The 23,581-nt window shown below is 38.5% G+C and carries 22 protein-coding genes and 1 rRNA gene; 15 read left to right on the top strand and 8 right to left on the bottom strand.

Features of this window, described 5'->3' with window-relative positions; genetic code table 11:
• Positions 1-7: 7 nt before the first annotated feature.
• From galE to JWQ34_RS07275, 3 genes are read right to left on the bottom strand one after another with little or no spacing between them, the layout of a single operon-like run.
• Positions 8-1,030: a UDP-glucose 4-epimerase GalE gene (gene galE, locus JWQ34_RS07285; protein WP_299355988.1), complete on the bottom strand. Its 1,023-nt coding sequence runs from the start codon at positions 1,028-1,030 to the stop codon at positions 8-10.
• Complete coding sequence (locus JWQ34_RS07280; protein WP_299355986.1) at positions 1,030-2,013, bottom strand: SDR family oxidoreductase; 984 nt, start codon at positions 2,011-2,013, stop codon at positions 1,030-1,032. Before JWQ34_RS07280 ends, galE begins: the two co-directional genes overlap by 1 nt.
• Positions 2,013-3,323: a UDP-glucose/GDP-mannose dehydrogenase family protein gene (locus tag JWQ34_RS07275; protein WP_299355984.1), complete on the bottom strand. Its 1,311-nt coding sequence runs from the start codon at positions 3,321-3,323 to the stop codon at positions 2,013-2,015. The genes JWQ34_RS07280 and JWQ34_RS07275 overlap by 1 nt, the downstream gene beginning before the upstream one ends.
• 63 nt (positions 3,324-3,386) lie before the next feature.
• Here JWQ34_RS07275 and JWQ34_RS07270 point away from each other — a divergent pair, with 63 nt between their 5' ends.
• The 7 genes from JWQ34_RS07270 (at position 3,387) to JWQ34_RS07240 (ending at position 9,373) form a co-directional block, all read left to right on the top strand.
• On the top strand, positions 3,387-4,604 hold the full coding sequence (locus JWQ34_RS07270; RefSeq protein WP_299355982.1) for a glycosyltransferase N-terminal domain-containing protein: 1,218 nt from the start codon (positions 3,387-3,389) through the stop codon (positions 4,602-4,604).
• Positions 4,604-5,422 carry an alpha/beta fold hydrolase gene (locus JWQ34_RS07265; RefSeq protein WP_299355980.1) on the top strand — a complete coding sequence of 273 codons (819 nt, stop codon included), beginning with the start codon at positions 4,604-4,606 and terminating at the stop codon, positions 5,420-5,422. The genes JWQ34_RS07270 and JWQ34_RS07265 overlap by 1 nt, the downstream gene beginning before the upstream one ends.
• Positions 5,423-5,469: 47 nt before the next feature.
• On the top strand, positions 5,470-6,042 hold the full coding sequence (locus JWQ34_RS07260; RefSeq protein ID WP_299355977.1) for a lysophospholipid acyltransferase family protein: 573 nt from the start codon (positions 5,470-5,472) through the stop codon (positions 6,040-6,042).
• Positions 6,043-6,666, top strand: coding sequence for a 1-acyl-sn-glycerol-3-phosphate acyltransferase (locus JWQ34_RS07255; protein WP_299355975.1), 624 nt, complete (start codon positions 6,043-6,045; stop codon positions 6,664-6,666).
• Positions 6,666-7,754 (top strand): glycosyltransferase family 2 protein, encoded by a 1,089-nt coding sequence (locus tag JWQ34_RS07250; protein ID WP_299355974.1) that lies wholly within the window; start codon positions 6,666-6,668, stop codon positions 7,752-7,754. Before JWQ34_RS07255 ends, JWQ34_RS07250 begins: the two co-directional genes overlap by 1 nt.
• Positions 7,733-8,401, top strand: a complete 669-nt coding sequence (locus JWQ34_RS07245; RefSeq protein WP_299355973.1) for a carotenoid biosynthesis protein — start codon at positions 7,733-7,735, stop codon at positions 8,399-8,401. The genes JWQ34_RS07250 and JWQ34_RS07245 overlap by 22 nt, the downstream gene beginning before the upstream one ends.
• A 120-nt stretch (positions 8,402-8,521) precedes the next feature.
• A complete protein-coding gene (locus tag JWQ34_RS07240; RefSeq protein ID WP_299355971.1) occupies positions 8,522-9,373 on the top strand; it encodes a 4-hydroxy-3-methylbut-2-enyl diphosphate reductase in 852 nt (283 codons plus the stop codon).
• Positions 9,374-9,401: 28 nt separating this feature from the next.
• Here JWQ34_RS07240 and JWQ34_RS07235 read toward each other — a convergent pair whose 3' ends face one another.
• Complete coding sequence (locus JWQ34_RS07235; RefSeq protein ID WP_299355969.1) at positions 9,402-9,854, bottom strand: pyridoxamine 5'-phosphate oxidase family protein; 453 nt, start codon at positions 9,852-9,854, stop codon at positions 9,402-9,404.
• Between the two features lie 171 nt (positions 9,855-10,025).
• Between JWQ34_RS07235 and hemH the strand changes: the two genes are divergently transcribed.
• Both hemH and JWQ34_RS07225 read left to right on the top strand, forming a co-directional pair.
• Positions 10,026-11,042 carry a ferrochelatase gene (hemH, locus tag JWQ34_RS07230; protein WP_299355967.1) on the top strand — a complete coding sequence of 339 codons (1,017 nt, stop codon included), beginning with the start codon at positions 10,026-10,028 and terminating at the stop codon, positions 11,040-11,042.
• 40 nt (positions 11,043-11,082) lie between these two features.
• Complete coding sequence (locus tag JWQ34_RS07225; protein WP_299355964.1) at positions 11,083-11,412, top strand: hypothetical protein; 330 nt, start codon at positions 11,083-11,085, stop codon at positions 11,410-11,412.
• A gap of 85 nt (positions 11,413-11,497) precedes the next feature.
• Here JWQ34_RS07225 and JWQ34_RS07220 read toward each other — a convergent pair whose 3' ends face one another.
• Together JWQ34_RS07220 and JWQ34_RS07215 are read right to left on the bottom strand one after the other, a co-directional pair.
• Positions 11,498-12,478, bottom strand: a complete 981-nt coding sequence (locus tag JWQ34_RS07220) for an acyl-ACP desaturase (protein ID WP_299355962.1) — start codon at positions 12,476-12,478, stop codon at positions 11,498-11,500.
• A gap of 45 nt (positions 12,479-12,523) precedes the next feature.
• Entirely contained in the window at positions 12,524-13,669 is a 1,146-nt protein-coding gene (locus JWQ34_RS07215) for a cellulase family glycosylhydrolase (protein ID WP_299355960.1), read from the bottom strand.
• 62 nt (positions 13,670-13,731) lie between these two features.
• Here JWQ34_RS07215 and JWQ34_RS07210 point away from each other — a divergent pair, with 62 nt between their 5' ends.
• From JWQ34_RS07210 to JWQ34_RS07185, 6 genes are all read left to right on the top strand, one after another.
• Entirely contained in the window at positions 13,732-15,078 is a 1,347-nt protein-coding gene (locus JWQ34_RS07210; RefSeq protein WP_299355958.1) for a HAMP domain-containing sensor histidine kinase, read from the top strand.
• Between the two features lie 10 nt (positions 15,079-15,088).
• Positions 15,089-17,170 carry a cellulose biosynthesis cyclic di-GMP-binding regulatory protein BcsB gene (locus JWQ34_RS07205; RefSeq protein WP_299355956.1) on the top strand — a complete coding sequence of 694 codons (2,082 nt, stop codon included), beginning with the start codon at positions 15,089-15,091 and terminating at the stop codon, positions 17,168-17,170.
• A gap of 105 nt (positions 17,171-17,275) precedes the next feature.
• Positions 17,276-19,111 (top strand): glycosyltransferase family 2 protein, encoded by a 1,836-nt coding sequence (locus JWQ34_RS07200; protein ID WP_299355954.1) that lies wholly within the window; start codon positions 17,276-17,278, stop codon positions 19,109-19,111.
• Positions 19,111-20,688: a hypothetical protein gene (locus JWQ34_RS07195; RefSeq protein ID WP_299355952.1), complete on the top strand. Its 1,578-nt coding sequence runs from the start codon at positions 19,111-19,113 to the stop codon at positions 20,686-20,688. The genes JWQ34_RS07200 and JWQ34_RS07195 overlap by 1 nt, the downstream gene beginning before the upstream one ends.
• A gap of 86 nt (positions 20,689-20,774) precedes the next feature.
• Entirely contained in the window at positions 20,775-21,617 is an 843-nt protein-coding gene (locus JWQ34_RS07190; RefSeq protein WP_299355950.1) for a DUF3667 domain-containing protein, read from the top strand.
• Positions 21,618-21,704: 87 nt separating this feature from the next.
• Positions 21,705-22,775, top strand: a complete 1,071-nt coding sequence (locus tag JWQ34_RS07185) for an AI-2E family transporter (protein WP_299355948.1) — start codon at positions 21,705-21,707, stop codon at positions 22,773-22,775.
• A 44-nt stretch (positions 22,776-22,819) separates the two neighbouring features.
• Here the strand turns inward: JWQ34_RS07185 and JWQ34_RS07180 are convergent, their stop codons facing one another.
• Positions 22,820-23,356, bottom strand: a complete 537-nt coding sequence (locus JWQ34_RS07180; protein WP_299355946.1) for a hypothetical protein — start codon at positions 23,354-23,356, stop codon at positions 22,820-22,822.
• Between the two features lie 105 nt (positions 23,357-23,461).
• Positions 23,462-23,573, bottom strand: a 5S ribosomal RNA gene (rrf, locus tag JWQ34_RS07175).
• Between the last annotated feature and the right edge of the window lie 8 nt (positions 23,574-23,581).

The following is a 23,581-nucleotide window of genomic DNA, read 5'->3' as shown; positions in this document are numbered from 1 at the left end:
CATAATATTATAATGGGTTTTGAGATATATATATTTCCCAATCCCAGGCAGACTGCATCATGGTATCCAGATCCAGCTCTGTTTGCCATTTTAAAACGTTTTTTGATTTGGTAACATCGCCCCAAACCTGTTCAATATCTCCGCTACGACGCGGACCTATCTGGTAATTTAATTTCTCGCCAGTTGATTGTTCAAAAGCGTGTATAACCTCTAATACAGAGCTACCCTTACCTGTACCTATATTAAAAACATCATAGCTTTTAAATGTTTCTGTCTCCATTAATTTTAAGGCAGCTACGTGTGCTTTGGCCAAATCAACTACATGTATATAATCACGTATGCAGCTACCATCGGGCGTATTATAATCATCGCCAAAGACGGTAATTTTTTCGCGTTTGCCAATGGCTGTTTGTGTGATAAATGGAAACAAATTTTGAGGTACACCAATAGGCAACTCGCCAATTAACGCGGTTGGGTGTGCCCCTACCGGGTTAAAATATCTTAACGATATTACTTTATAGCTGCTTCCGGCTTTTTGCATATCCATCAACATTTCCTCGGCTATTTGCTTGGTATTGCCATAAGGCGATTCGGCTGTTTTAACCGGGGCGCTTTCTGTAACTGGTAAGTTATCAGGCTGGCCATATACAGTGCAGCTTGATGAAAACACAAAGTTTACTGGTTTACCTTCATAAGCGTTTAATACATTTAATAACGAATAAAAGTTATTTCGATAATATTTTATAGGCTGTTGTACCGATTCGCCAACTGCTTTAAAAGCGGCAAAATGGATTATGCCGGTAATATCAGGTTCTTTTACGGCTAACTCTTTCGTGCCTTGCTCATCGCAAAGATCAAGTTTATAGAACGGTGGCTTGTAACCTATAATTTTTGCAAGCTGATCTATTATTTTAGGATCTGAATTAGAAAGATCATCTACAATAATCGGTTCATAGCCTGCATTTACCAGCTCAACAACCGTATGCGAGCCTATAAAGCCTAATCCACCTGTCACTAATATTTTAGCCATTAGTTTTTGTTATAATAAGTAAAGTCTTTATGTTGTATTTCCTTTTCAGGAAGTGATTTAAAGTATTCATAAGTTATTTTTAAGCCTTCGCTTCTTGAAACCTTTGGCTCCCAACCTAAAATAGCTTTAGCCTTGGTAATATCCGGGCGGCGCTGTTTTGGATCGTCAGTAGGCAATGGCAAGCTTATTAATTGCTGATCGGTGCCCGTTAGCTTGATGATTTCCTCACCAAATTGGCGAATAGTGATCTCATCCGGGTTGCCAATATTCATAGGCTGAGCGTAATCACTATGCAATAGGCGATATATGCCTTCTATCAAATCATCAACATAACAAAATGAGCGGGTTTGTGAGCCATCGCCAAACATGGTTAATGATTCGCCGCGTAAAGCCTGGCCAATAAAGGCAGGCAATACCCGTCCATCGTTAAGCCTCATACGCGGGCCATAAGTATTAAATATCCGTATTATGCGGGTTTCTAAACCATGGAATGTGTGGTAAGCCATCGTTATAGCTTCCTGGAAACGCTTAGCTTCATCATACACCCCGCGCGGGCCAACCGGGTTAACATTACCCCAATACTCTTCGGGTTGCGGGTTAACATTAGGGTCGCCGTATACTTCGGATGTTGACGCGATAAGCATCCTGGCTTTTTTAGAGCGTGCCAATCCCAGCAAATTATGTGTGCCCAATGAGCCTACTTTTAAAGTTTGAATAGGTATTTTTAAATAATCAATAGGGCTGGCAGGCGATGCAAAGTGCAGTATATAATCCAGATCGCCAGGAACATATACAAACTTGGAAACGTCATGATTATAAAACTCAAAATTCTCCAGTTTAAATAGATGTTCAATATTGCGCAGATCACCAGTTATCAAGTTATCCATACCAATAACATGGTAATCTTCCTTAATAAACCTGTCGCACAAATGCGAGCCTAAAAAGCCGGCAGCACCGGTAATTAATATATGTTTACGTGCCATTAGCTTACTACTTTTCTACCTATGCTGTTATAATAATATCCACAGTCTATCATTTTTTGTATGTCGTATAAATTACGCCCGTCAAAAATAACCTTTGCTTTTAAAAGCGATTCTAACTGATCAAAATCAGGTGTGCGGAATACTGACCACTCTGTCAGTATTAACAACGCATCTGCGTCTTTTAATGCATCGTACTGGTTGTCTGTATATGTTATGATATCACCTATTAGTCCTTTAACATTGGGCATTGCCTCAGGATCAAAAGCTGCTACTGTCGCACCTTCTTTCAATAATTCTTCAATAATATACAAAGCCGGGGCTTCGCGTATATCATCAGTTTCGGGTTTAAAGGCAAGACCCCAAATGGCAAATTTTTTATTTTTTAAGTCGCCATTATAATATTTCTTTACCTTCTCAACCAGTATTTTGCGTTGGATATCATTAACATCCATAACCGCGTTTAATATTTTAAAATCGTAATCTATCTCTTTTGCAGATTGTGCCAGCGCTTGGACATCTTTGGGGAAACAGCTACCGCCATAACCTATGCCCGAGAACAAGAAACGACGGCCAATACGGTCATCAGCACCAATGCCACGTCTAACCATGTCAACATCGGCACCAACCAATTCGCAAAGGTTAGCTATCTCATTCATAAATGATATTTTGGTGGCCAGGAAAGAGTTGGCCGCGTATTTCGTCAATTCGGACGAGCGCTGGTCCATATAAATAATCGGGTTGCCCTGCCGCATATACGGCGCGTATAGCTCGCCCATTAACTTGCGTGCGCGTTCATCTAAAGTGCCAATAACAATACGGTCAGGTTTCATAAAATCCTCAACAGCTACACCTTCACGTAAAAATTCCGGATTAGAAACTACCGCAAATTCAACATCTGTATTTTCATTCAGCACAGCGGTAATTTTATCGGCTGTACCAACTGGAACAGTTGATTTGGTTACTATTACTTTATATTCTGTAATTAATTTTGCAATATCTTTTGATGCACCCAATACATAGCTCAGATCGGCTGAGCCATCGCCACCCGGAGGTGTAGGTAAAGCAAGAAATATAATTTTAGCTTCTTCTATAGCATCCGCCAAGTTGCTGGTAAAATGCAATCGGCCCTGGTTTAAGTTACGGGTAAAAAGCAATTCTAATCCAGGCTCATAAATAGGCAATTTACCCTCCTGCATCATTTTTACCTTATTCTCGTTTATATCAACGCAGATAACCTGGTTGCCGGTTTCGGCTAAACAAGTCCCGGTTACTAAACCTACATATCCTGTTCCTACTACAGCTATTTTCACAAAAGTATTTGTTTATATTGTTATTATATTTATCGCGGCGAAGATACTGATTTCGTATTTAAAATGTTATTATTATATAACTTAGGGTTACGCGTTTACTACATCCTAATATTACTTTTTTCTCTCTTTAATAAAAAAGCCGCTCTTTGGATAAAAGGCCGCAGGCATGTTACTTATACTCAATTTGATAAAAGTATATGGTTCCATTTTGCATCACTTGGCGAATTTGAACAAGGGCGCCCGGTATTAGAACAATTTAGAACCACCTATCCGCAAAGCAAAATTGTTATTACGTTTTTTTCGCCGTCAGGGTTCGAGATCAGGAAAAATACGCCATTTGCCGATGCTGTTTATTACTTGCCCTTAGATACTGCTAAAAATGCGCGCGAGTTTATTACAGCCATTAATCCCACCATTGCCATATTTACCAAATACGAATACTGGTACCACTTTTTCGATGAACTACATAAACGCGACACACCATTATATATCATATCGGGCATATTCAGCCCCACCCAAGTTTTTTTTAAATGGTATGGCGGGCTGCACCGTATAATACTGGGTTTTGTAAATCATTTTTTTGTTCAGGATGAGCAATCTATACAATTGCTGAAATCAATCAATATAACCAATGCAACTGTTAGTGGCGATACCCGTTTCGACAGGGTTTGGGGCAACGCCCGGCAGCCGAAAGAATTGCCTGTCATCAACCAATTTAAAGGCGACCAGAAGCTTTTTATTGCCGGCAGCACGTGGCCAACAGATGAGCAGTTGGTGGCTACTTTGGTTACCCAATATCCCAACTGGAAATTTATTTTTGCACCGCATGAAATTAGCGAAGAGAAAATAAACAAACTAACAAATTTATTGCCTAAAAACTCTGCTGTAAAATATTCTCAACTTCCATCTCGGATCTCAAATCTTACTTCTCAAATCTTAATTATCGATAACATTGGCATGCTATCTTCCCTATATCAATATGGCGATATTGCTTACATAGGCGGTGGTTTTGGCGCAGGCATACATAATACTTTAGAGGCTGCGGCTTTTGGTTTGCCCATTATATTTGGCCCCAACTACAATAAATTTAAGGAAGCGAAAGATTTGATAAACCTTGGTGCGGGTTTTTGTGTTATTGATGAGGTCGGATTAAAAAGCGTAGTTGCCGACCTAATCAACAATGATGCAAATTGCGCAGCCGCCGGTACCAAAGCAAAAACATATGTGGCCGGGCATATTGGTGCTACTAACACTATTGTAAATTATATTGAACAATCTTAATGGGGTTTTTACAGATTGAAGGCTTGGGTAAAGCACATTTTCATGAATATGGCGAAGGCCAAAAACCAATGCTGGCTTTTCATGGCTATGGCATGACGGGTAAGCAATTTCATGTACTCAATCAATCTATTTTGAAGGATTACCATGTATATGGCTTCGATCATTTTTTCCATGGCGAAAGCAAACTAGATAACTGGACCGAAGCACAAATACTGGCAGGGATGCCTAAAGCTATTGTACGTGAATATGTGGAAGAATGGTTTAAGCAATATGGCAGGCAAAGGTTTTCGGTAATGGCTTACTCCATCGGCGCTAATTTAGCATTGATATTGATTGAAAATTATGCCGATCTGATAGACGAGATCATACTAATGGCCCCAGATGGCCTGGCCGTGTATAAAGGTTTTGACATTTTAACCAACAAGGGCTGGGGCAAATATCTATTTAACAAAGTAACCAAAAGTAAATGGCTGGCACCAACCTTACTAAAAAACCTGCGTAAAGTTGGCTTTATAGATGACAGCTTGTACCAGATAGCTTATAGCGAAATGGATACCGAACAAAAACGGTTGGATGTCTATTACACCCTAAATTTAATAAAGTTGTTAACACCAGATGTTGTTAGCGTAGCACATTTAATTAATAAGCATAAAATAAAATGTCGATTGATATTTGGCAAGCACGACCAATTATTCCCAAAATCTGCAGCTATGCCGTTTATTAATTTGCTTGCCGATGCCAAAGTACATGAGGTGCCTTTTGGGCATTGGCTGGTAACCCCGGCATTAGATGAATATTTAGTAAATTTGGTGCCATGATACCCGCACGCAGAGTAAAATTATTCAGCAATTGGTTTGCCATATATATGCGTTTTAGAATGCGTAGTTATTTTAACCGGTTGGTGGTGATGCCCTTTAAACCAAAAGAGGGGCACTCTATTTTATTATTATGTAACCACTTTAGCTGGTGGGATGGTTTGTGGGGCAATTACCTGGCTTATTGGCATCTTGATCGCAAATTGTATATCATGATGCAGGAAGATCACCTGCGCAAGCGTATGCTACTTAATCTGTTCGGTGGTTTTTCTATTGATCGTTCATCGCGCGAGATGATTAAATCTTTACAGTATGCCGCTAATTTGTTGAATGATAAAGAGAACCTGGTAGTTGTTTTTCCGCAAGGGCAACTCATATCAAATCATACCACCGATATTGTAGTTGAAAAAGGTATTGAACGCCTGATAAAGAATATTAAAGGCCCCTGCCAGATAGTTTATTCGTGCGCGTTGATTGATTATTTTGAGAGCCTGAAGCCGTCAGTATTTTTTCATCTATATGATTGCGGTGTAGCCGGCGAACTGAGTTTTGAAGAACTGACCAGCAAGATCAACCTGTTCCATCAGCAGGCATTAAAAGATCAGGTAAATGTGGAGCATTAAATGATCTATCCTAAAAATAACAATATTATCAAGTGGGGCTTTCATACCTATGTACACTGGATCATAGCACGCAATTTAAACCAGATTGATTTTAATACTATCAACATAGACAAATACCGGCCAGTATTATTAATAGCCAACCATTCCGGGTTTTGGGATGGTTTTTTATCTTACTACATCAACTGCAAATTATTTAAAAAGAAGTTCCACATCATGCTGCTTGAAAAAACGGCCAAAAGGATACCTGTTCTTAAATATGGCGGGGCTTTTTCTATCAACAAAAAATCAAAAGATATTATTGAATCATTGGATTTTGCAGCGCAGCTATTAAACGAACCAGATAATCTGGTACTGATATTTCCGCAAGGCAAACTTTATTCTAACTTTATTACCACGGTTGAGTTCGAAAAAGGAGTAATGAAAATACTAAAACAAGCCGAAGGTAAATTTCAATTGGTATTTTCGGCCATGTTTATTGAGCATTTTCAGCATAAAAAGCCTGATGCAACCATATATTTAAAAGCAATTGCCGATGTCGATTTTGATACCATAGATGAATTGCAAACTGCGTACCAACAGCATTATAATGACGCGCGGCTGCAACAAATTGAAAAAACTGTATAATGATAATTGCCATAGCTGTTACCTTCTTTTTCATCATCCTGCGGTTTGCGGTAACGTTGTTTAATTTTATATCAGACCCCAAACTACGCCGTGTAAACCGGCCCTATCCCGATTTGGTTTCAATTCTGATACCTGTACGTAATGAAGCGGAAAACATATTATTGTTGCTACAATCTATTTACGAGCAGGATTATTCCAATTATGAAGTTATTATACTGGATGATGAATCAACTGATAGAACTTATAAGATCTGTGCCACCTTTGCCGATAAGCACTCACAATTTAGGGTTATAAAGGGCGCGCCACTGCCTCATGGCTGGTTGGGTAAAAACTATGCCTGTTACCAATTGGCAAGCCATGCGCAAGGCAATTTTTTATTATTTATTGACGCAGATGAACAGGTAAACCCAGGCTTGATAAATAGTGCCGTACACCGCATGTATGTAAACAAATTGGGCCTGTTAAGTTTATTTACCAATCAGCAAATGGTTACTATTGGCGAGCGGTTAGTAGTACCGTTAATGCATTATATTTTATTAAACCTGCTGCCGCTGCGTTTAATTTACCTGGTTAAAAACCATACGGTTGCCGCTGCCAGTGGGCAATTTATGTTGTTTGACGCCGAACTTTACCGGGAACGCCAATGGCACGAGCAGGTTAAAGACAAAGTAGTTGAGGATGTAGAAATAATGCGTCTGGTAAAAGCGGCATCATGTAACGGCGAAGCTTTATTAGCTAACGGCATGATAAATTGCCGTATGTATAAAAACTATCGCGATGCGGTAAATGGCTTCAGTAAAAACTTTTTGGCGGCATTTAATTATAATATCATCTGGTTTTTAATCTATATTGTATTGATAATAGGAGGGCCTATGATTGTGATGATGACGCTCCATTTTGAGTTGATACTATTTATGTTCGGCTTAATTATACTTACCCGTGTAATGATCTCACTTTCGGCAGGGCAAAATGCGTGGTATAATATATTATTGCACCCCGTGCAAATGTTTAGCTTAACACTTGTAGCGTTTTTAGCCATACAAAGGCACTTAACCAAAACCATGATATGGAAAGGCCGAAAAATATAAAACAACATACGACCTATCCTATAAAAAGTAGACTCACTACTACTTCTGTAAGGCTGGTTATTATATTTCATTTAGTTGGGTTGATAGGGTTATCCATTGCTGGTTTAAGGCCATTATTTTTGCTATTGGTACCTTATCATTTATTGTTAATGGCTATCATATTGCTTTTTAATCATGAAAGGTTTGGTGCCAAGATCATGCTTTTCTTTCTGCTGATATTTATAGTTGGCTTTGCAGTTGAGTGGGCAGGTGTATATACCGGCCAGCTATTTGGCAATTATACTTATGGTAAAACGTTAGGATTGAGTATTGATGACATCCCGCTAATAATGGGAATAAACTGGTTTTTGTTGATCTATACCGTTGGTGTTTCATTACAGCAAATACGTCTTAAATCTATTTGGATAAGGGTACCGGTTGGAGCTTTAGCATTAGGTTTACTGGATATGTTAATTGAGCCGGTAGCCATGCGTTTAGATTACTGGCATTGGGCGGCTGGCCCCGCCCCTATTCAAAATTATGGGTGCTGGTTTATCATAAGTTTGGTGCTGTTGTTTTTATTTGAGCAAATGCATTTTAAAAAACAAAGCATAGTTGGGCCGGCATTATTGGTTAGTCAATTTATATTTTTTGCTGCCCTGCAATAGAGGATCACAGATTAAACTAATTATGATGATTTATGAGATCAAAATGTATATAAACAATCATCTTAATCACAAATCAATTTAATCAGTGATTCAGACAAAAAATAGTAAATTTGTAGCGCAATGGGATCATATCAATTAAAGGTTACTATAGATAAAGACTCGGGCTTTTGCTTTGGGGTTATCTACGCTATTGATATGGCCGAAGATATATTAGCCGCAGATGGTTATTTATATTGCCTGGGCGATATTGTGCATAATGACGAAGAGGTTGCCCGCCTAAAATCGCTTGGGTTACGCATTATTGATCATGAAGAATTTAAGAGCCTGCATAACGAAAAAGTGCTTATCCGCGCCCACGGCGAGGCCCCGGATACTTATCGTACCGCTTTAGAGAATAACATCACCCTGATAGATGCCTCATGCCCGGTAGTGTTGAAATTGCAAAACCGCATTAAAACATCATTTGACCAAAAAGAAAAAATATTAATATTTGGCAAGCATGGTCACGCCGAGGTTGTTGGCCTGCAAGGCCAAACGAATAATGAAGCACTGGTTTTCCAGGATATTGCCGAGCTGGATAATGTAGAGTTACCTCAAAATATTACACTCTATAGCCAGACCACCAAAAGCATGGAGAAGTTTTACGAGGTTAAGGACGAACTGAACGCGCGTGGTTATGACCTGAATGCTAATGACACCATTTGCCGACAGGTATCAAACCGCGATAAGGACCTGCCGGTATTTGCCAAAAGCTTTGATAAAGTGGTATTTGTATCCGGTGTAAAATCATCAAACGGTAAAGTATTGTACGAGGTTTGTCGCAAGCATAATCCAAATACTTTCTTTATATCATCAAGCAGCGAGTTGCAGCAATCCATGTTCGAGCCCGGCGATACGGTTGGTATAGCAGGCGCTACATCAACACCTATGTGGTTGATGGAAGAGGTGAAGGCTGCATTAGAGCAGTTTTAAGCTATTTATCACTCACAGCTTTGGTTAATTAAACTCTTTCAAATCTCCCGGTCTTTTTATCCAGGCTAATTTTATACAAAATCAACTCTACACCCTCGCCAACATCAAAAGCGTTAGCAGTAAATCCGTGTGATGGGTGTGCCGCATCACCTTTCAACAATGGCATTACCCTGTTAATGATTTTTTTCATAATGAAAGTTTTTTCGTGCATATCGAATATTTCCTCAAACCTTCCCCACGCTATTACACTCTCCCAATTTAACAGATCATTAATGGCATCCACCTGGAAACATACGTTCGGGTTTTTGCGCATCATATCTATTTTCATTCCTTTTTTTGAATGGGCATATATCGTATCATTCTCGTAAACATAGTTTATGGGGATGATATATGTAACTCCGTCGGCGTGGCAACCAATGCGACCTACCGGAAGACTCATCAACAGGTCCTCAATTTGCAATCCGTCCAATTCTCCTAACATAATAACAAAGCTCTTCAATATATACACTACCTGGAATGAGGGTAGACATCTCAAATAATGACGGACATCACTATTTGGCGACATAACATGCATAACTTAGTATTTAATAATTTTCTCGTCATAAAATTCGTCCCGTAGTTGGTTCGCCTGTTTTTTGTTATTTTTGCGCTAATGTCTAAAAAAGGAATTTTGCTTGTTAACCTGGGTACCCCTGATAGCCCAAGTACCGCTGATGTACGCAAATATTTAAACGAGTTTTTAATGGACGGGCGGGTTATTGATATTAACCCGGTATTACGCACCGTTTTGGTGCAGGGCATTATTGTACCGTTCCGCGCACCAAAATCAGCCAAATTATACCAGGCGATATGGGATAAAGAAACCGGCTCGCCTTTATTGCATTACAGTAAATTACAGCATCAGGCATTACAACAACGCTTAGGCGATGAGTACCAGGTAGAGCTGGCTATGCGTTATCAAAGCCCGTCTATCGACTCGGCTTTGGAGCGTTTAAAAGTCCATTTGGTGAGCGATATTAAAGTCATCCCGATGTTCCCACAATATGCTTCGGCCAGTACCGGGTCGGTGCAGGAAAAGGTGATGGAGCTGGTTAAAACCTGGCAAACTATACCTAATATATCTTTTGTTAATTCATTTCATGATGATGATTTGATGATACAAACTTTTGCCAACAACGCTCAAAAATATCAGCCTGACACTTACGATCATATATTATTCAGCTTTCACGGTTTACCCCAGCGCCAGATAAAAAAATGCGATCATACCCACAGCTATTGCCTGCAGGTTGACGGCTGCTGCGATACATTGAATGATACCAATAAACTTTGCTACTCGGCACAATCATATGATACGGCACGACTGATTGCCGAAAAAATGGGCCTGCCTAAAGAAAAGTATACCGTTTGCTTCCAATCACGCTTAGGTAATGACCCATGGGTACAGCCTTATACCAGTAAGGTAGTTGAGCAATTAGCTCACGAAGGTAAAAAGCGCCTATTGGTGTTTTGCCCTGCCTTTGTTGCCGATTGCCTGGAAACCGTTTACGAAGTTACCGAAGAATACGGCGGTGAGTTCCGCGCGCTAGGCGGTGAGCATGTGCAATTGGTAGAGAGTTTGAATGACTCGCCAACGTTTATTGACGCATTGGAGCGGATGGCGAGGGCTTAACAAAAACTAAACAATATTAACCTTTGGGTGTACTTTATATATGAAAGTTATAACCCTGCATACACGCATTAACCCAGACGATTTGCTGGCGCATTTACGGCAAAAGCTTAACCCGTTGTTTAAACAACAACGACAGGAAGATATCAGTTTTACAATTGAGAAAGTTGGTGATGCGGTTGAAATATTACAACCGGAAATATATGAGGGCGCATTATTTCATTTAGAAATAAAGGGCCGCGAACTTTGGATAACCCGCAATGAGCATTATGTGGACGATGTAAACTCCCTTACTATAGAATCTATCTTAAACAGCTTGTTTGAAGATTTAACAGATGATATACGAGGCGTTGACTTGGTTACAGAGGGATAAGCCCCTCTAAATCCCCCCCGATAGGAGAGACTTTAATTAAACGATTTTTTAAAGCCCTCCCTGTCGGGGAGGGTTGAGTGGGGCTTTATCCTGCTATCCAGCTAAATTTATAATCAAGCGTTGGGTTTTTCATTCGCTCGGCAATACGCAACAGGCGGTTAGGCAAGGCAACGATATAGTCGCGGGCTTTCTCGCCGCTTTCGCTTAGTTCTCCTATGCTTTCAATATGCCAGTCGGTAATTAATTCTTTCAAAATATCTACGTAATCAACCGCGGTATAAATACCCAGGCGTTGCGCGGCATCAGTAAAGTGACCAAAGGTTTGACCAATTTTTAAACCTACTTCGCGTAAGAAGTGTGCCGGCATTACAATTTTTTTGCGCATCATATCTTCAAAAGCCAGCATAGCTTCGTTAGGGTCAACTTCAAAAATCTTTTCTATAAAATATTTGTAGGCTTTTGCGTGGCGCATTTCATCAGCTGCAATAACACCACATATTTTTGATAGCTGGTTATCGCCATCTTTTTTGGCCTGCGATGCTACCCTGCGGTGCGATACGTTGGTTGCCAATTCCTGGAAAGACGTATAGATAAAGTTACGATAGGGGTCATGACCGGTACCGATATCAAATCCATCGGCAATTAAATATTGGGTTGATACCTCCATAGCACGCATATTAACACGGCCGGATAAGTACAAGTATTTATTCAACAAGTCGCCATGACGGTTTTCTTCGGCGGTCCATTGGCGGGTCCATTTCATCCACCCCCCCTCTTCATTTTTTGATACTCCTTCAACCATGGTCAACCATGATTCATAAGTAGGCAAAGCCTCTTCGGTAATGGTATCACCAATTAAAACAGCCATCAAATCGTATGACAGGCCTTTGGCTGTTTCGCGCATATCTCTAACCTCGCTAAGAAAACTATCTTTTGTCGAATCAGGTAAAAAATCAGATGGCTGCCAGATCGTATCAATGGGCTTTAAATATTCCTGCATCTTTTCGAGCATGAATTTTTCAATATGCGCCATTACTTCTTTCCTTTTTTCTTCAAAAAATATCATAGTAATCGTTTAATTTACAAAGGTAATGATTTAAATATTCAATAATTAATTTTTGCCGGTATATCCTATAGCGTCCTTCATACAATCAGGTAAGTTTTGTATAGATGGCGCACCGCTAAAAATAGAAAACGACCCGCTATAATCCCACAATATACCTGGGATATTTAGCTTTTTTAACGTTTGACGGATGGCTTTTATATACCGGCACCTGCTATCCAAGTCGCCATACTTACTATATGCGCCATATTCGCCGCAAATAAGAGGCACATCATATTTGGTGGCCCATTTTTTAATTATTAGTAATTTATCAGTTAATGATTGCACATTACCATCAGTACGATATTGATAATAATTAGTTTCGCCCCAGGTGCCTTTTGTCTTGGGATTAATAGCGGGAAAATTCTCCGCATTATAAGGAAATGTTACCCCGGTTGTTGCTACCTGATCGCCCACCCAATCGGCGCCCTGGTGGGTAAATAAAAATGGCTCATAAAAATGCACGGTGTAAATAATATTCTCATCTGCCAGGCGCTCTGTCCGGCTTAATTCGTAGATGCTGTTAAAGTTAGAGGCACCTACAATTAGCGTGCGTTTTTTATCAACTTTGCGTATGGCCGCTGCTATATTATAGGCTGCATCTTTCCATATAACGGGGTTCATGTGAGGGGGCTCGTTGTATAACTCAAAAAACAAGTTATCGGCGCTCTCATTTTTATACCTTTTAGTTAAAATCAGCCACGTATTGATAATTTTTGGGGTCTCGGTTAAATAATTACTATCATTTATCTGGCCATAGTGATAATCTATTATTAGCTTTAGTCCGTATACACGGCATAGTTTTATAACTTCGTCAATGTGTACGAGGACATTTTCTATCGGGATATTCTTAGACTCAAAAAAAACAAATGCTACAGGTAGCCTTATGCTCTTAAACCCCAGTGTTTTTAACAGTTCAAAATCAGTTTTTGTGGGCTCGTTGTCTTTAAATATGTCTTTAGCCCAGGTTTGGTCTAACCATGAAATACTTACCCCATTATCTAAACTTTTAGCCCGTTTAAATGCAAGTAAACGTTCTGGCGAAACTATTGGATTGCTTTTTGCTATTATAGCCTGCACAATTATGAGCAGTGTTACAAACACCATACAGGCTATTCGGTTTACACAATTATTTTTTATAATTACTTTTTTCACTTATTTAATTATAAGTTTATTAACATACAGATCCAATCTTTATATATTTTTAAAAACAAATAATGTTTGTTCAAATTACTAAAGAAGAATTTTCAAAAGAAGTTTTAAAAAAAGCATGGTATCAGACTAATAATATTATCTGGACGATACTTTTTTTATATCCTTTGATCACGATTATTGATGTAATATACAATCCGGGTATTTGGGTGCAGTTTTTAATTGTACGCCTTATAACCGATATTTTAATATATATCGCATATACCTTCTTTAAAAGCAAAAACTACAACTATCGTATATTATTACACATTACTTTCTTTGCACTTTCGTGCACCTCGGCAGTATTATGTAATCTTGTTAATATACAGCAATTAAATGTTTATTTCCTGGTATACTCGGCTATTATATTGTTTTTTAACATACAGGTATTTTGGGAGCCGGTACATTCTATCATTCAATCGCTTATAGCGCTAATATTACTTACTATATTTTTTAACGCGTTAAGCGATTATCCTGTAGACTTGTTTGTAAGTAACGGCGGCCAATTCTTCTTTATTGTTGCATCTATATCATGCCTTATACCAATTGCCCGCTTTAAAGTAATTGAGCGCGAGGTACGATCGCAATTGTTAATCGAAAAATCAAACGAGCAACTAAAAAGTCAAAACCGCGATATAGTTGAGAAGAATACCATTATTGATATGCAATATGATCGCCTGCTAAAAATGGATGAGCAAAAAAACAGCTTTATCAATATTGCCGGCCATGATCTTAAAAACCTTATCGGTTCTATCATCATGAGTAATAATATGATAAAGGAGGAAGATTATCGTTTAAGCGCCGACCAGAAAGAATTTTCAGATTACATTACAGAATCAGCCGAAAAAATGCAGTACATGCTAAATAAGCTGATGGATGTAAAAGAAATAGAGTCGCCCGAAATGAAATTCAATATGGAGATATTTGATATCAATATTGAAGTTAGGCGCATTTTTAGAGGCCTGATGGAAACCGCCCAGATGAAAAACATCCACCTGGTTGATAACATTTTAAAACTGCCCTTAAATGTTAAGCTGGATAAAGTATTCGCAGGGCAAATATTCCAGAATTTGCTATCAAACACTATTAAGTTTTCGCAAACTAATAACAACATTCGTGTTGTTACCAGCTTACAGCGCCAAAAATTTGTTTTCGAAATTATTGACGAAGGTATAGCCATAGGCCAGGACGAACTGGACATGATGTTTAATAAACTAAAAACGTTAAACGAAGCAAGTACCAGCCAGGAAAGCCGCCTTGGTTTGGGCCTATCAATAGCCAAATTAATTACCCAGGAAATGGGCGGCGAGCTGTTTTACAGAAGTGATGACAATGGCAATTATTTTAGAATAGAATTTTACGTAATAAACTAATACTGCACCAATGAACAAATTTTTTACCTCACTGGCTCTTTTCTTTTTATTAAGCAGCGCAACGTTTGCGCAAAAAATAATATCATTCCATGCTTTGGGGCATGACGATGATGCTATTATTGGCATGAGTGGCAGTAGTGCGTATTACCTGAAAGTAGACCCAAGTATTGAGTTGGAAGGAAGTAAGGTAGTGCTGTTTATACAACCATCGCAAGCTTTAATAAGAAACCTGTCTTACATAAACGTTATTATTAATGACAGGCCTGCATATAGCAGCCGATTATCGCAAGACTCTGTTATACAGGTATCATTAAACCTGACCCGCATGGATCTGTCGGCCGATAAATTCCTGAAAATACAGGTTAAAACTTTATGTACCGTAACCGATGATAAATGTAAGGACCTGGATAACCCGGCCATGTGGATGAAGGTAAAAAGCTACTCTTACCTGTCATTAGTAAAAAGTAATATTAACTTTTTTAATAACGTAAACATTAGCAATTGCTTCGAAACCATGAAAGCTATTGTTTACCCTAAAAATCCAACATTGCATGATTTAAAAGCAGTGGCATGGGCCTATTCAAGGTTAAAGAAAGCCGATGTTAAAAACATTGCCGTTTACCAGGAAGGTTTAGTACCTGATAGCGTAAAAAATTATATACTGGTAGGTAACTTATTAAGCCTTAATCCAGATAAGCGCACTATGCTAAAGGTTACGCCGCAACAAAACGAAGGTATGTTTTATTTAAATAAAGCAGCCGTAAAAAGTATTGATACACTTACCCGTTTGGTAAATGTAAAAGGCAAATTGCTCACCATTAAATCATTAACAGAAGAGGTTGTACCATCTGAAATATTATTTATAACCGGCGGCGATGACGCAGGTTACGAAAAAACCATTACCGCTTTAGGTAATATTAACATCCTTAATTCAACCTTCGGCGATTATTTGTTGATAGATAAAGCCGAGAACAAATTCTTTAAAACTATTGACGAAAACCGCTCTAAATTATCATTCAGGCAAATTGGTGGTACTACCAACTTCATGTCGGGTATTGGTAACTTAAAAAGCGTTTACAACTTTAAAAACTCTGATTTTAGCTTTACACCAAAAGAGGTAGAGATACGGGTTATAGCCAACTATAGCAGCCTTGCACAAGGCGACCGTGGTTACTTAAACATATACCTTAACGGCATGTTAATCAGCTCTGAGAAATTAGACGCGTCTGGCAAGCTAAATACATCAGTAACTATTAACCGTTATCAACACCATAAATATAATACGCTGGAGACTGAATTTAGATTTTACTCAAGCGGTGGTAACTGTTCTGCCAGCTTTAACGGTTTCTTTGCCGAGGTTGACGTAGATAAATCATACCTCGAATCAAAAAACCCGTTCATCACCAGCGATTTGAGTTTCTACCAATATCCGGAAGCATTTAACGCCGGTACAACCCGCATTGTAGTAACCAAAAAATATGCTCCGTATGCATCAGCGGCAATGGGCGAGATTATTTACGAGCTAAACAATAACATCAACGCAAACAACTTCCCTGAGTTTGAATACTCTGACGGTATTGATAAAAACGAGTTAAAGAAAAACAACATCATCGCATTGTTATCACATGATGACCCGTTGATGGATGATTTCCCTGATGCACCTATTAAGTTTAATCACAAATTCAGGCTATATAACAACGAGAATAATAAGGTAGTGTATTCGCTATCCGATTCAGTTTCAAACGGCCTGGCGCAGATCTTTTATGGGCGAAGCAATAACGCCGTACTGGTACTTACAGCAACCGGCAAAAACCTGGCTAACGCGTTTACAGCAGCCTCACGATCAATTACAGAGCAACTGTCTACCCTGTCAAGTAACGTGGCTATATCTGATGTGAATAACAACAAGTATTTGTTTAACATTAGTAAATCAAGCGAGAACCTGGAGTATATTGATACCAAGAGCGTGCTTACCCGTTTCTGGGAGAGTTATAACCTGTACATTTTACTAGGTATGCTGGTATTGATATTGTTATCATTTTTGTACATACGCGCCAAAGTTCAAAAATCAACAGATATATTTAGCGAGTAATTTGTTGCACAACAGTAATTTATGTATTGAGCTGATCAATATTTAAAGAGAGATTATTACATCAAATTTTAAACTGTTTAACATTTTATTTAAAATATAATGAGCATGTCAATCCCTGAACTTTTGATACAAGACGGCTTTATAACACAGGCCGATCAAGAGAAGATTGACGATTTTTCAAGGCGATCGGGCTTATCATACATCAAAATATTATTAAATTTTGGTTACCTGAGCCGTAAAAATTATGAACGGTCATTAAACAATGCAGGCTACGTTTTTAAGCAAATACGCGAGGAGGATTATGACCTTGATGTATTAGCCAAAACCGAACTAAAATTTGCCGATGCGCATCTGGCCCTGCCATTACGTGTAGAAAACAATAAAATAGTTACGTTAATGGCTAACCCCGACGATGAGCTTTTTATTGACTATATTAAGTTTACGTATGATATGGAGCCCGAGATTATCCTGGCATCTGATCTGGATATTACTTGGTTAAGTCATGTTTTATTGGGACAGAAATATGTAAAATCAGCAGTTTTTGAATTACTTAATCGCGACCCGGATAGCTCTGCATTAACCACTTTTACTACGCCACAACTTATTTTTACCTTCGGGCTATTTGCGGCGGTGGTAATAGGTATGATGTTGAGCTTTGTAAATACGTCTATCATTATTAATGTAGTACTAAGCTCTTTCTTCCTGGTATCCATCATATTTAAACTGTTCCTGGCACTGGTAGGCTCGCGGTTTGAGCTGCACCAGGCCGTTACGCGCGAAGAAGTGCGCCAGGTTGATGACGATGAATTGCCCATTTATACCATACACTTACCCGTATACAAAGAAGACAAACTGATAAAAAAGCTAATCTGGAACCTACAGAGTTTAGATTATCCACGCGAAAAGCTGGATATTAAATTACTGATAGAAGAGGATGACGACAAAACGCTTAACGCGGTTAGAAATTTAGATTTCCCCGCCGTTTTCGAGGTTATTGTTGTACCGTTCCATATGCCTAAAACCAAGCCTAAGGCTTGTAACTACGGACTGCATTTTTCAAGAGGCACTTTTTTAACTATTTACGATGCTGAGGATGTTCCCGACACCGATCAGCTTAAAAAAGTAGTCACTCTGTTTAATAAACTACCGGTTAACTATGTGTGTATACAATGCGCGTTAAACTACTTTAACCGGGGCGAGAATTTCCTTACCCGTATGTTTACGCTCGAGTACTCTTATTGGTTTGATTATATGCTGCCGGGTTTGGATACGTTTGATATTCCTATCCCCTTAGGTGGTACAAGTAATCATTTTAAATTTGAGTTTTTGATCGAGTTGGGGGGCTGGGATCCGTTTAATGTAACTGAAGATGCCGATTTAGGTGTACGTGCCTATGCCAAAGGCTATAAAGTGGCCATCATCAACTCTACCACTTACGAAGAGGCTAATAACGAAATGTTTAACTGGGTGCGCCAGCGCTCGCGTTGGATAAAAGGCTATATGCAAACCCACCTGGTACACATGCGTAACCCGGTAAAGCTTTGGAAAAAAGTTGGCTGGAAAGGGTTTTTAGGGTTTAACTTCTTTATCGGCGCAACGCCCGTTACCTTTTTAGTTTACCCACTTTTGCTGGCGATATTTATATGTTACCTGATGTTTGATTTAACATCCATACGATCGTTTTTCCCGGATTGGGTTTTATTCATGTCCATCATAAACCTAATGGTAGGTAATATATTAATGATATATATAAATATGATGGCTGTTTTTAAGCGCCGCTATTACGAGTTAATATTATTTGCCATAGCAAACCCGGTATACTGGCTATTACACTCATGGGCGGCTTATAAAGGCCTTTACCAGCTTATAGTTAAACCTTTTTATTGGGAAAAAACTACTCATGGATTAAGTAAAGTTAATAACCAAGCCGTCCCTGAGTAATGAACCTCAAGTTTAAAATAAAGCTAAGCCGCAGCCAAACACTGTTAATTATTACTTTGGTAATAGCTATGTACTATTTGGTATGCGGTATTTATTTAAACAGTCTGGGATATTTTAACCAGGAAACGCTTTTTTATATTGAAAAGGTTAGAATAATATTTGAGGGGCTGGGTTATAAGCTAAAAGTAATTGGTTTAACGGCCCCTGCGCTTCCATTTTTTGCAACGTTTGCCTTTACGACAATAAATTCGTTATTAGCTCCGGTAATAGCATCGGCCCTAGGGACAGCAGCGCTTTTTTACTTAATGGCCAGCACATTGGTCAAAAAAACCGATGATGATTTTTATCTGCTGCTGCTAATCATCCTGTTCTTATTTCATCCAGGGATATTGTATACAGCGTGTTCTGGCAAATCAATGTATATGGCATTGATATTCTTTTACCTGTTTTTCTTAAACATATTTAAGTTTTATACCTCCAATACCACCTTCCATATTTCAATTGCCAGTATATGCCTGGTATTGCTTTTATTTTGCGATTATAAGTTTATTTGGTTAACCCTATTTTTCATTCCGCTTATATTTTCAATAGCCTTACAATCATTAAACCTGGCCGAAAAGGAATCTATATTTAGGATGACTTTAAGTTTTAACAGCCCATCGTTACGCCGTAAACTCATCAATAAAACATTCGCGTTGTATGTTATTTTGTTTATTCTGCCAATAACATCCATCATGCTCTATAAAATGCTTAATCTTACCAATGCCAATGATGCCGATTATTTTTTAAATAGCCCATACGCTACCTGGACCGTTTTGGCCGAAAGGTTTTCATACGAAAGAGTTGCGCTAAATCCTGACTTTAAAAATCCTGAGATATCCTTATTAATATCAGCACGCATGATTATGTTTTGCCCGTTGATATTATTTGCAATCGCACTTTTCAGGCGCAATCCATATCAAATTTTAACGCTGCTAACCCCATTTGCGTTTGTAGAGTTTTTGCATATAAAATACGATCAGGTATTTTTATTGCATCAATATTACCTGATATTCCTTATCCTGGCCATATTATGTTTAATAATAAAAGCGCAGCCTGTTAAAAGAGTCATCCTTTTTAAATCTGTATTAGGTGTAATTATATTAGTGCAATTATACACCGGGTATTATTTTTTATCTAACTCATTAATTGATGATGAAAAAAACTTTATCACCATTTTAAAAAACCGGGAGGTTGATGAACAGCAGGACGAGAACCGCGATATGGCAAACTACATAAACGGCCTGCCCAATGGTTCAAAAATATTGATCGATGATGCGGTAGCTTATCCAATTGTAGCTTTTACCAATAACATTGCCGACCTTACTCTGCCTTACCAGGAAAACTTTTTGAGCGCCATTGAAAGCCCTCGGCAGTACGATGGCTATATATTAATTGCAAACACAAAAAATTTACTGGCCGGCTATACCATATTAAACAGCCGTTATGGCCCGGTTATGTATCAAACCGGTAATAATTACTCAACCCTGCAAAAGATCTATGAAACAGATCATTGGGTATTATATAAGCTTTTTTAAGTGTTCTGGACTTGGCTGGTACCGGCCTATCACTCAGTATTGTATTATATTTATTTTAGATTATATTTGGGTATAGGATAATACTCATGACCTGTACAAACTGTGGCCACACCTTAGAAGAAAATTTTTGCACTTATTGCGGCGAAAAGCGCTTCGACAAGAAACAACTTTCTTTTAAACATTTTCTCGAAGAAACATTTGAAGGTTTGGTACATTTTGACAATAAATTTTTTAGTACGCTAAAACTTTTATTTACTAAACCAGGGCAGTTATCATTGGATTATGTAGAGGGGCGCAGGACGAGACATATGAAACCAGTGCCTTTTTTCCTGGTAATTAACCTGCTGTTTTTTTTATTGGTAATGGGTAATGTATATAGTTTGCATTTGTACAATTATACGCATTTTACTCCATTTACCTGGTTTAACACAGCACACATCGTTCAGCAAAAAATAGCACTTTTGGGCATTAGTCTGGATAATTACAGTTATATATTTGAGGAAAAAATGCATGCTGCCTCAAAGGTTTATATTTTTGTATTTATTCCCATGTATGCTTTTATTTGCTGGCTATTGTTTATTTCGTATAAGCGACTTGTTGTTGAACATTTGGTTTTTGCTACGCATTTCGTATCATTTATTCTATGCTGGTTTTTTTTGCACGACTATTTATTCAATATTCCTTATTATTATATAATAAATTTTAATGCAGCATCAAGCGAGGTGGTAAATTATTCTCCGATTTTTGACACGGTAATAGGTGTCATAAGCATGTTGGTTATTGCTGCTTATTTTGCTATATCCGCACGGCGATTTTACAAAGCTCGATTAATTTCGTCAATTACATCAGCTACGGTTGTGGGAGTTTCTTTTGTGATTTTAATAACGGTTTACCGCATGCTGCTTTTCTTTAAAATTCTTTACCTATAATATTTACTTAGTTTGATATTTTTGTTGCTCTATCGTTAATTTAAAACAATTACCCAATTTGCCCGTATTGATGATACACTGAACAATATGGCCACAGACAAAAACCAATCGGCAGAAAAAAAAGAACTTAGCTATATTAACAAAGTATGGCAAACCGTAGGCATAGTAGCCTTATTGGTAGTAACCATATTAATAATTAGAGTAGCGTTTGATATATTATTGACGGTACTTGCCGGTGTATTAATAGCCGTATACTTCCATGGTTTGGGCGATACTATACAGCGTAGAACCAAGCTAAAACGTAAGGCGGCCATGGCCATCTCTATCATCGGATCAATCATATTATTAAGTGCTTTGTTTTGGTTTATGGGTACTAAAATACAGCAGCAAGTAGCCGAGTTAAGTAATACGCTGCCTCATACCCTCAATACAGCCAAAGCCAAGCTCTCACAAACTTCGATAGGTCAAAAAGTGTTAGAAAGCGTTTCGGGCAATAATTCGCAAAAGTTAATGACTACTGTTCAGGGCTTTTTTAGTACCACGTTTGGAGTATTGGGCGATATTTATATTATTTTATTCCTGGGGATATTTTTCACAGCTAACCCATCACTATATAAAGATGGTATTTTGATACTGGTGCCGCACAGTAAGAAAGAATTAGGTAAACATATCATGAACCGTATAAGCCTTGCGCTTAAAGGTTGGTTAAAGGGAATGCTATTTTCTATGCTATTGATTACTATATTAATTGGCGTAGCGCTGTCTATAATAGGTGTACCCGTAGCATTAATATTGGCACTGATAACCGGGTTGTTAGAACTGGTACCCAATATAGGCTCATTAATAGCCATGATACCCGGCGTATTGCTGGCGCTAACCATGGGCACAAACATAGCTATAATGGTTGCCTTAATTTATATAGCATCTCAAACCATAGTAGCCAATATTGTTACCCCGCTGATACAGAAGAAAATGATCAACCTGCCGCCGGCACTCACATTGATAAGTCAGCTAATTATGGGCACAGTATCAGGCGCGTTAGGCATTATACTGGCCGTTCCGCTGCTGGCTATCCTTATTATTTTGGTTGATGAACTATATGTTAAAAAGATAGCACATAATGATGATAAGGAATTGGATAAAGGGGTATTAAAGTAATAGAGGCAACAATAGTATTAAGATTATCTATAGTATTGACCATTTTAATAATTGGGCGGTAATTCCATCAATAGTTTATGGATATATTGCTCCCAAACGACTTGCGATCCCGAATCTCCCGAGTGGATACTCTGGTTATCATATTTGGTTTGAAAGTCGCGCTCTTCGTCCATCAATCGTTGGTAAATAAAGTGTATTTCTTCCCTAAAATTATTGGTATAAGTAGAAGAGTTAAGCGCCACAGAAAGCCTGCGGGTAAAAAGCTCATTAATATCAAAATGTAATTGTTCATGATGCAGCAGATCTTTATTTCGCTGGTCCTTTTTACTCCAGGAGGTCTGTGTATAAAACACATTTTCCAATTTAAAGGTAATCTTATAAACACTGTCTTTTAGCTCGTATCTATAATTGTATTTTATACGGCTGTTGGTTACAGCGGCATAGCTGCTATTAGCATCAGGCACACCTTGAAAGTCTTTCCAGGTTAGAGGTTTGTCTTTTCGCCAGGGTATTTCCTGCGCATTTACCATTGTTGTACAATTCAGTAACAGCAGAATTGATAATATTTTAAACAGGTGCATGATCCAGGTTTGGTTTACCGGTATAATAATACAAATATATCGGCCATATTCAAAACTTCTATAACGCAAAAAAGCCTTCACTCTTACGAATGAAGGCTTTATAAAATTGGGCACCGACCTACTCTCCCACGTTTTACCGCAGTACCATCGGCTCTGGCGGGCTTGACTTCTCTGTTCGGAATGGGAAGAGGTAGACACCGCCGATATAGGCACCTGAAGATCTTA

This window comes from Mucilaginibacter sp., from assembly GCF_028288185.1.
In the GTDB taxonomy this organism is placed as follows: Bacteria; Bacteroidota; Bacteroidia; order Sphingobacteriales; family Sphingobacteriaceae; genus Mucilaginibacter.
This window is presented reverse-complemented; position numbering and strand designations above follow the sequence as displayed.

Coding starts and splice junctions, on each gene's coding strand:
- galE (WP_299355988.1), bottom strand. CDS start 1,030: ATGGCTAAAATATTAGTGACAGGTGGATTAGGCTTTATAGGCTCGCAT.
- JWQ34_RS07280 (WP_299355986.1), bottom strand. CDS start 2,013: ATGGCACGTAAACATATATTAATTACCGGTGCTGCCGGCTTTTTAGGC.
- JWQ34_RS07270 (WP_299355982.1), top strand. CDS start 3,387: ATGTTATTATTATATAACTTAGGGTTACGCGTTTACTACATCCTAATA.
- JWQ34_RS07265 (WP_299355980.1), top strand. CDS start 4,604: ATGGGGTTTTTACAGATTGAAGGCTTGGGTAAAGCACATTTTCATGAA.
- JWQ34_RS07260 (WP_299355977.1), top strand. CDS start 5,470: ATGCGTTTTAGAATGCGTAGTTATTTTAACCGGTTGGTGGTGATGCCC.
- JWQ34_RS07255 (WP_299355975.1), top strand. CDS start 6,043: ATGATCTATCCTAAAAATAACAATATTATCAAGTGGGGCTTTCATACC.
- JWQ34_RS07250 (WP_299355974.1), top strand. CDS start 6,666: ATGATAATTGCCATAGCTGTTACCTTCTTTTTCATCATCCTGCGGTTT.
- JWQ34_RS07245 (WP_299355973.1), top strand. CDS start 7,733: ATGGAAAGGCCGAAAAATATAAAACAACATACGACCTATCCTATAAAA.
- JWQ34_RS07240 (WP_299355971.1), top strand. CDS start 8,522: ATGGGATCATATCAATTAAAGGTTACTATAGATAAAGACTCGGGCTTT.
- JWQ34_RS07235 (WP_299355969.1), bottom strand. CDS start 9,854: ATGTTAGGAGAATTGGACGGATTGCAAATTGAGGACCTGTTGATGAGT.
- hemH (WP_299355967.1), top strand. CDS start 10,026: ATGTCTAAAAAAGGAATTTTGCTTGTTAACCTGGGTACCCCTGATAGC.
- JWQ34_RS07225 (WP_299355964.1), top strand. CDS start 11,083: ATGAAAGTTATAACCCTGCATACACGCATTAACCCAGACGATTTGCTG.
- JWQ34_RS07220 (WP_299355962.1), bottom strand. CDS start 12,478: ATGATATTTTTTGAAGAAAAAAGGAAAGAAGTAATGGCGCATATTGAA.
- JWQ34_RS07210 (WP_299355958.1), top strand. CDS start 13,732: ATGTTTGTTCAAATTACTAAAGAAGAATTTTCAAAAGAAGTTTTAAAA.
- JWQ34_RS07205 (WP_299355956.1), top strand. CDS start 15,089: ATGAACAAATTTTTTACCTCACTGGCTCTTTTCTTTTTATTAAGCAGC.
- JWQ34_RS07200 (WP_299355954.1), top strand. CDS start 17,276: ATGTCAATCCCTGAACTTTTGATACAAGACGGCTTTATAACACAGGCC.
- JWQ34_RS07195 (WP_299355952.1), top strand. CDS start 19,111: ATGAACCTCAAGTTTAAAATAAAGCTAAGCCGCAGCCAAACACTGTTA.
- JWQ34_RS07190 (WP_299355950.1), top strand. CDS start 20,775: ATGACCTGTACAAACTGTGGCCACACCTTAGAAGAAAATTTTTGCACT.
- JWQ34_RS07185 (WP_299355948.1), top strand. CDS start 21,705: ATGGCCACAGACAAAAACCAATCGGCAGAAAAAAAAGAACTTAGCTAT.
- JWQ34_RS07180 (WP_299355946.1), bottom strand. CDS start 23,356: ATGCACCTGTTTAAAATATTATCAATTCTGCTGTTACTGAATTGTACA.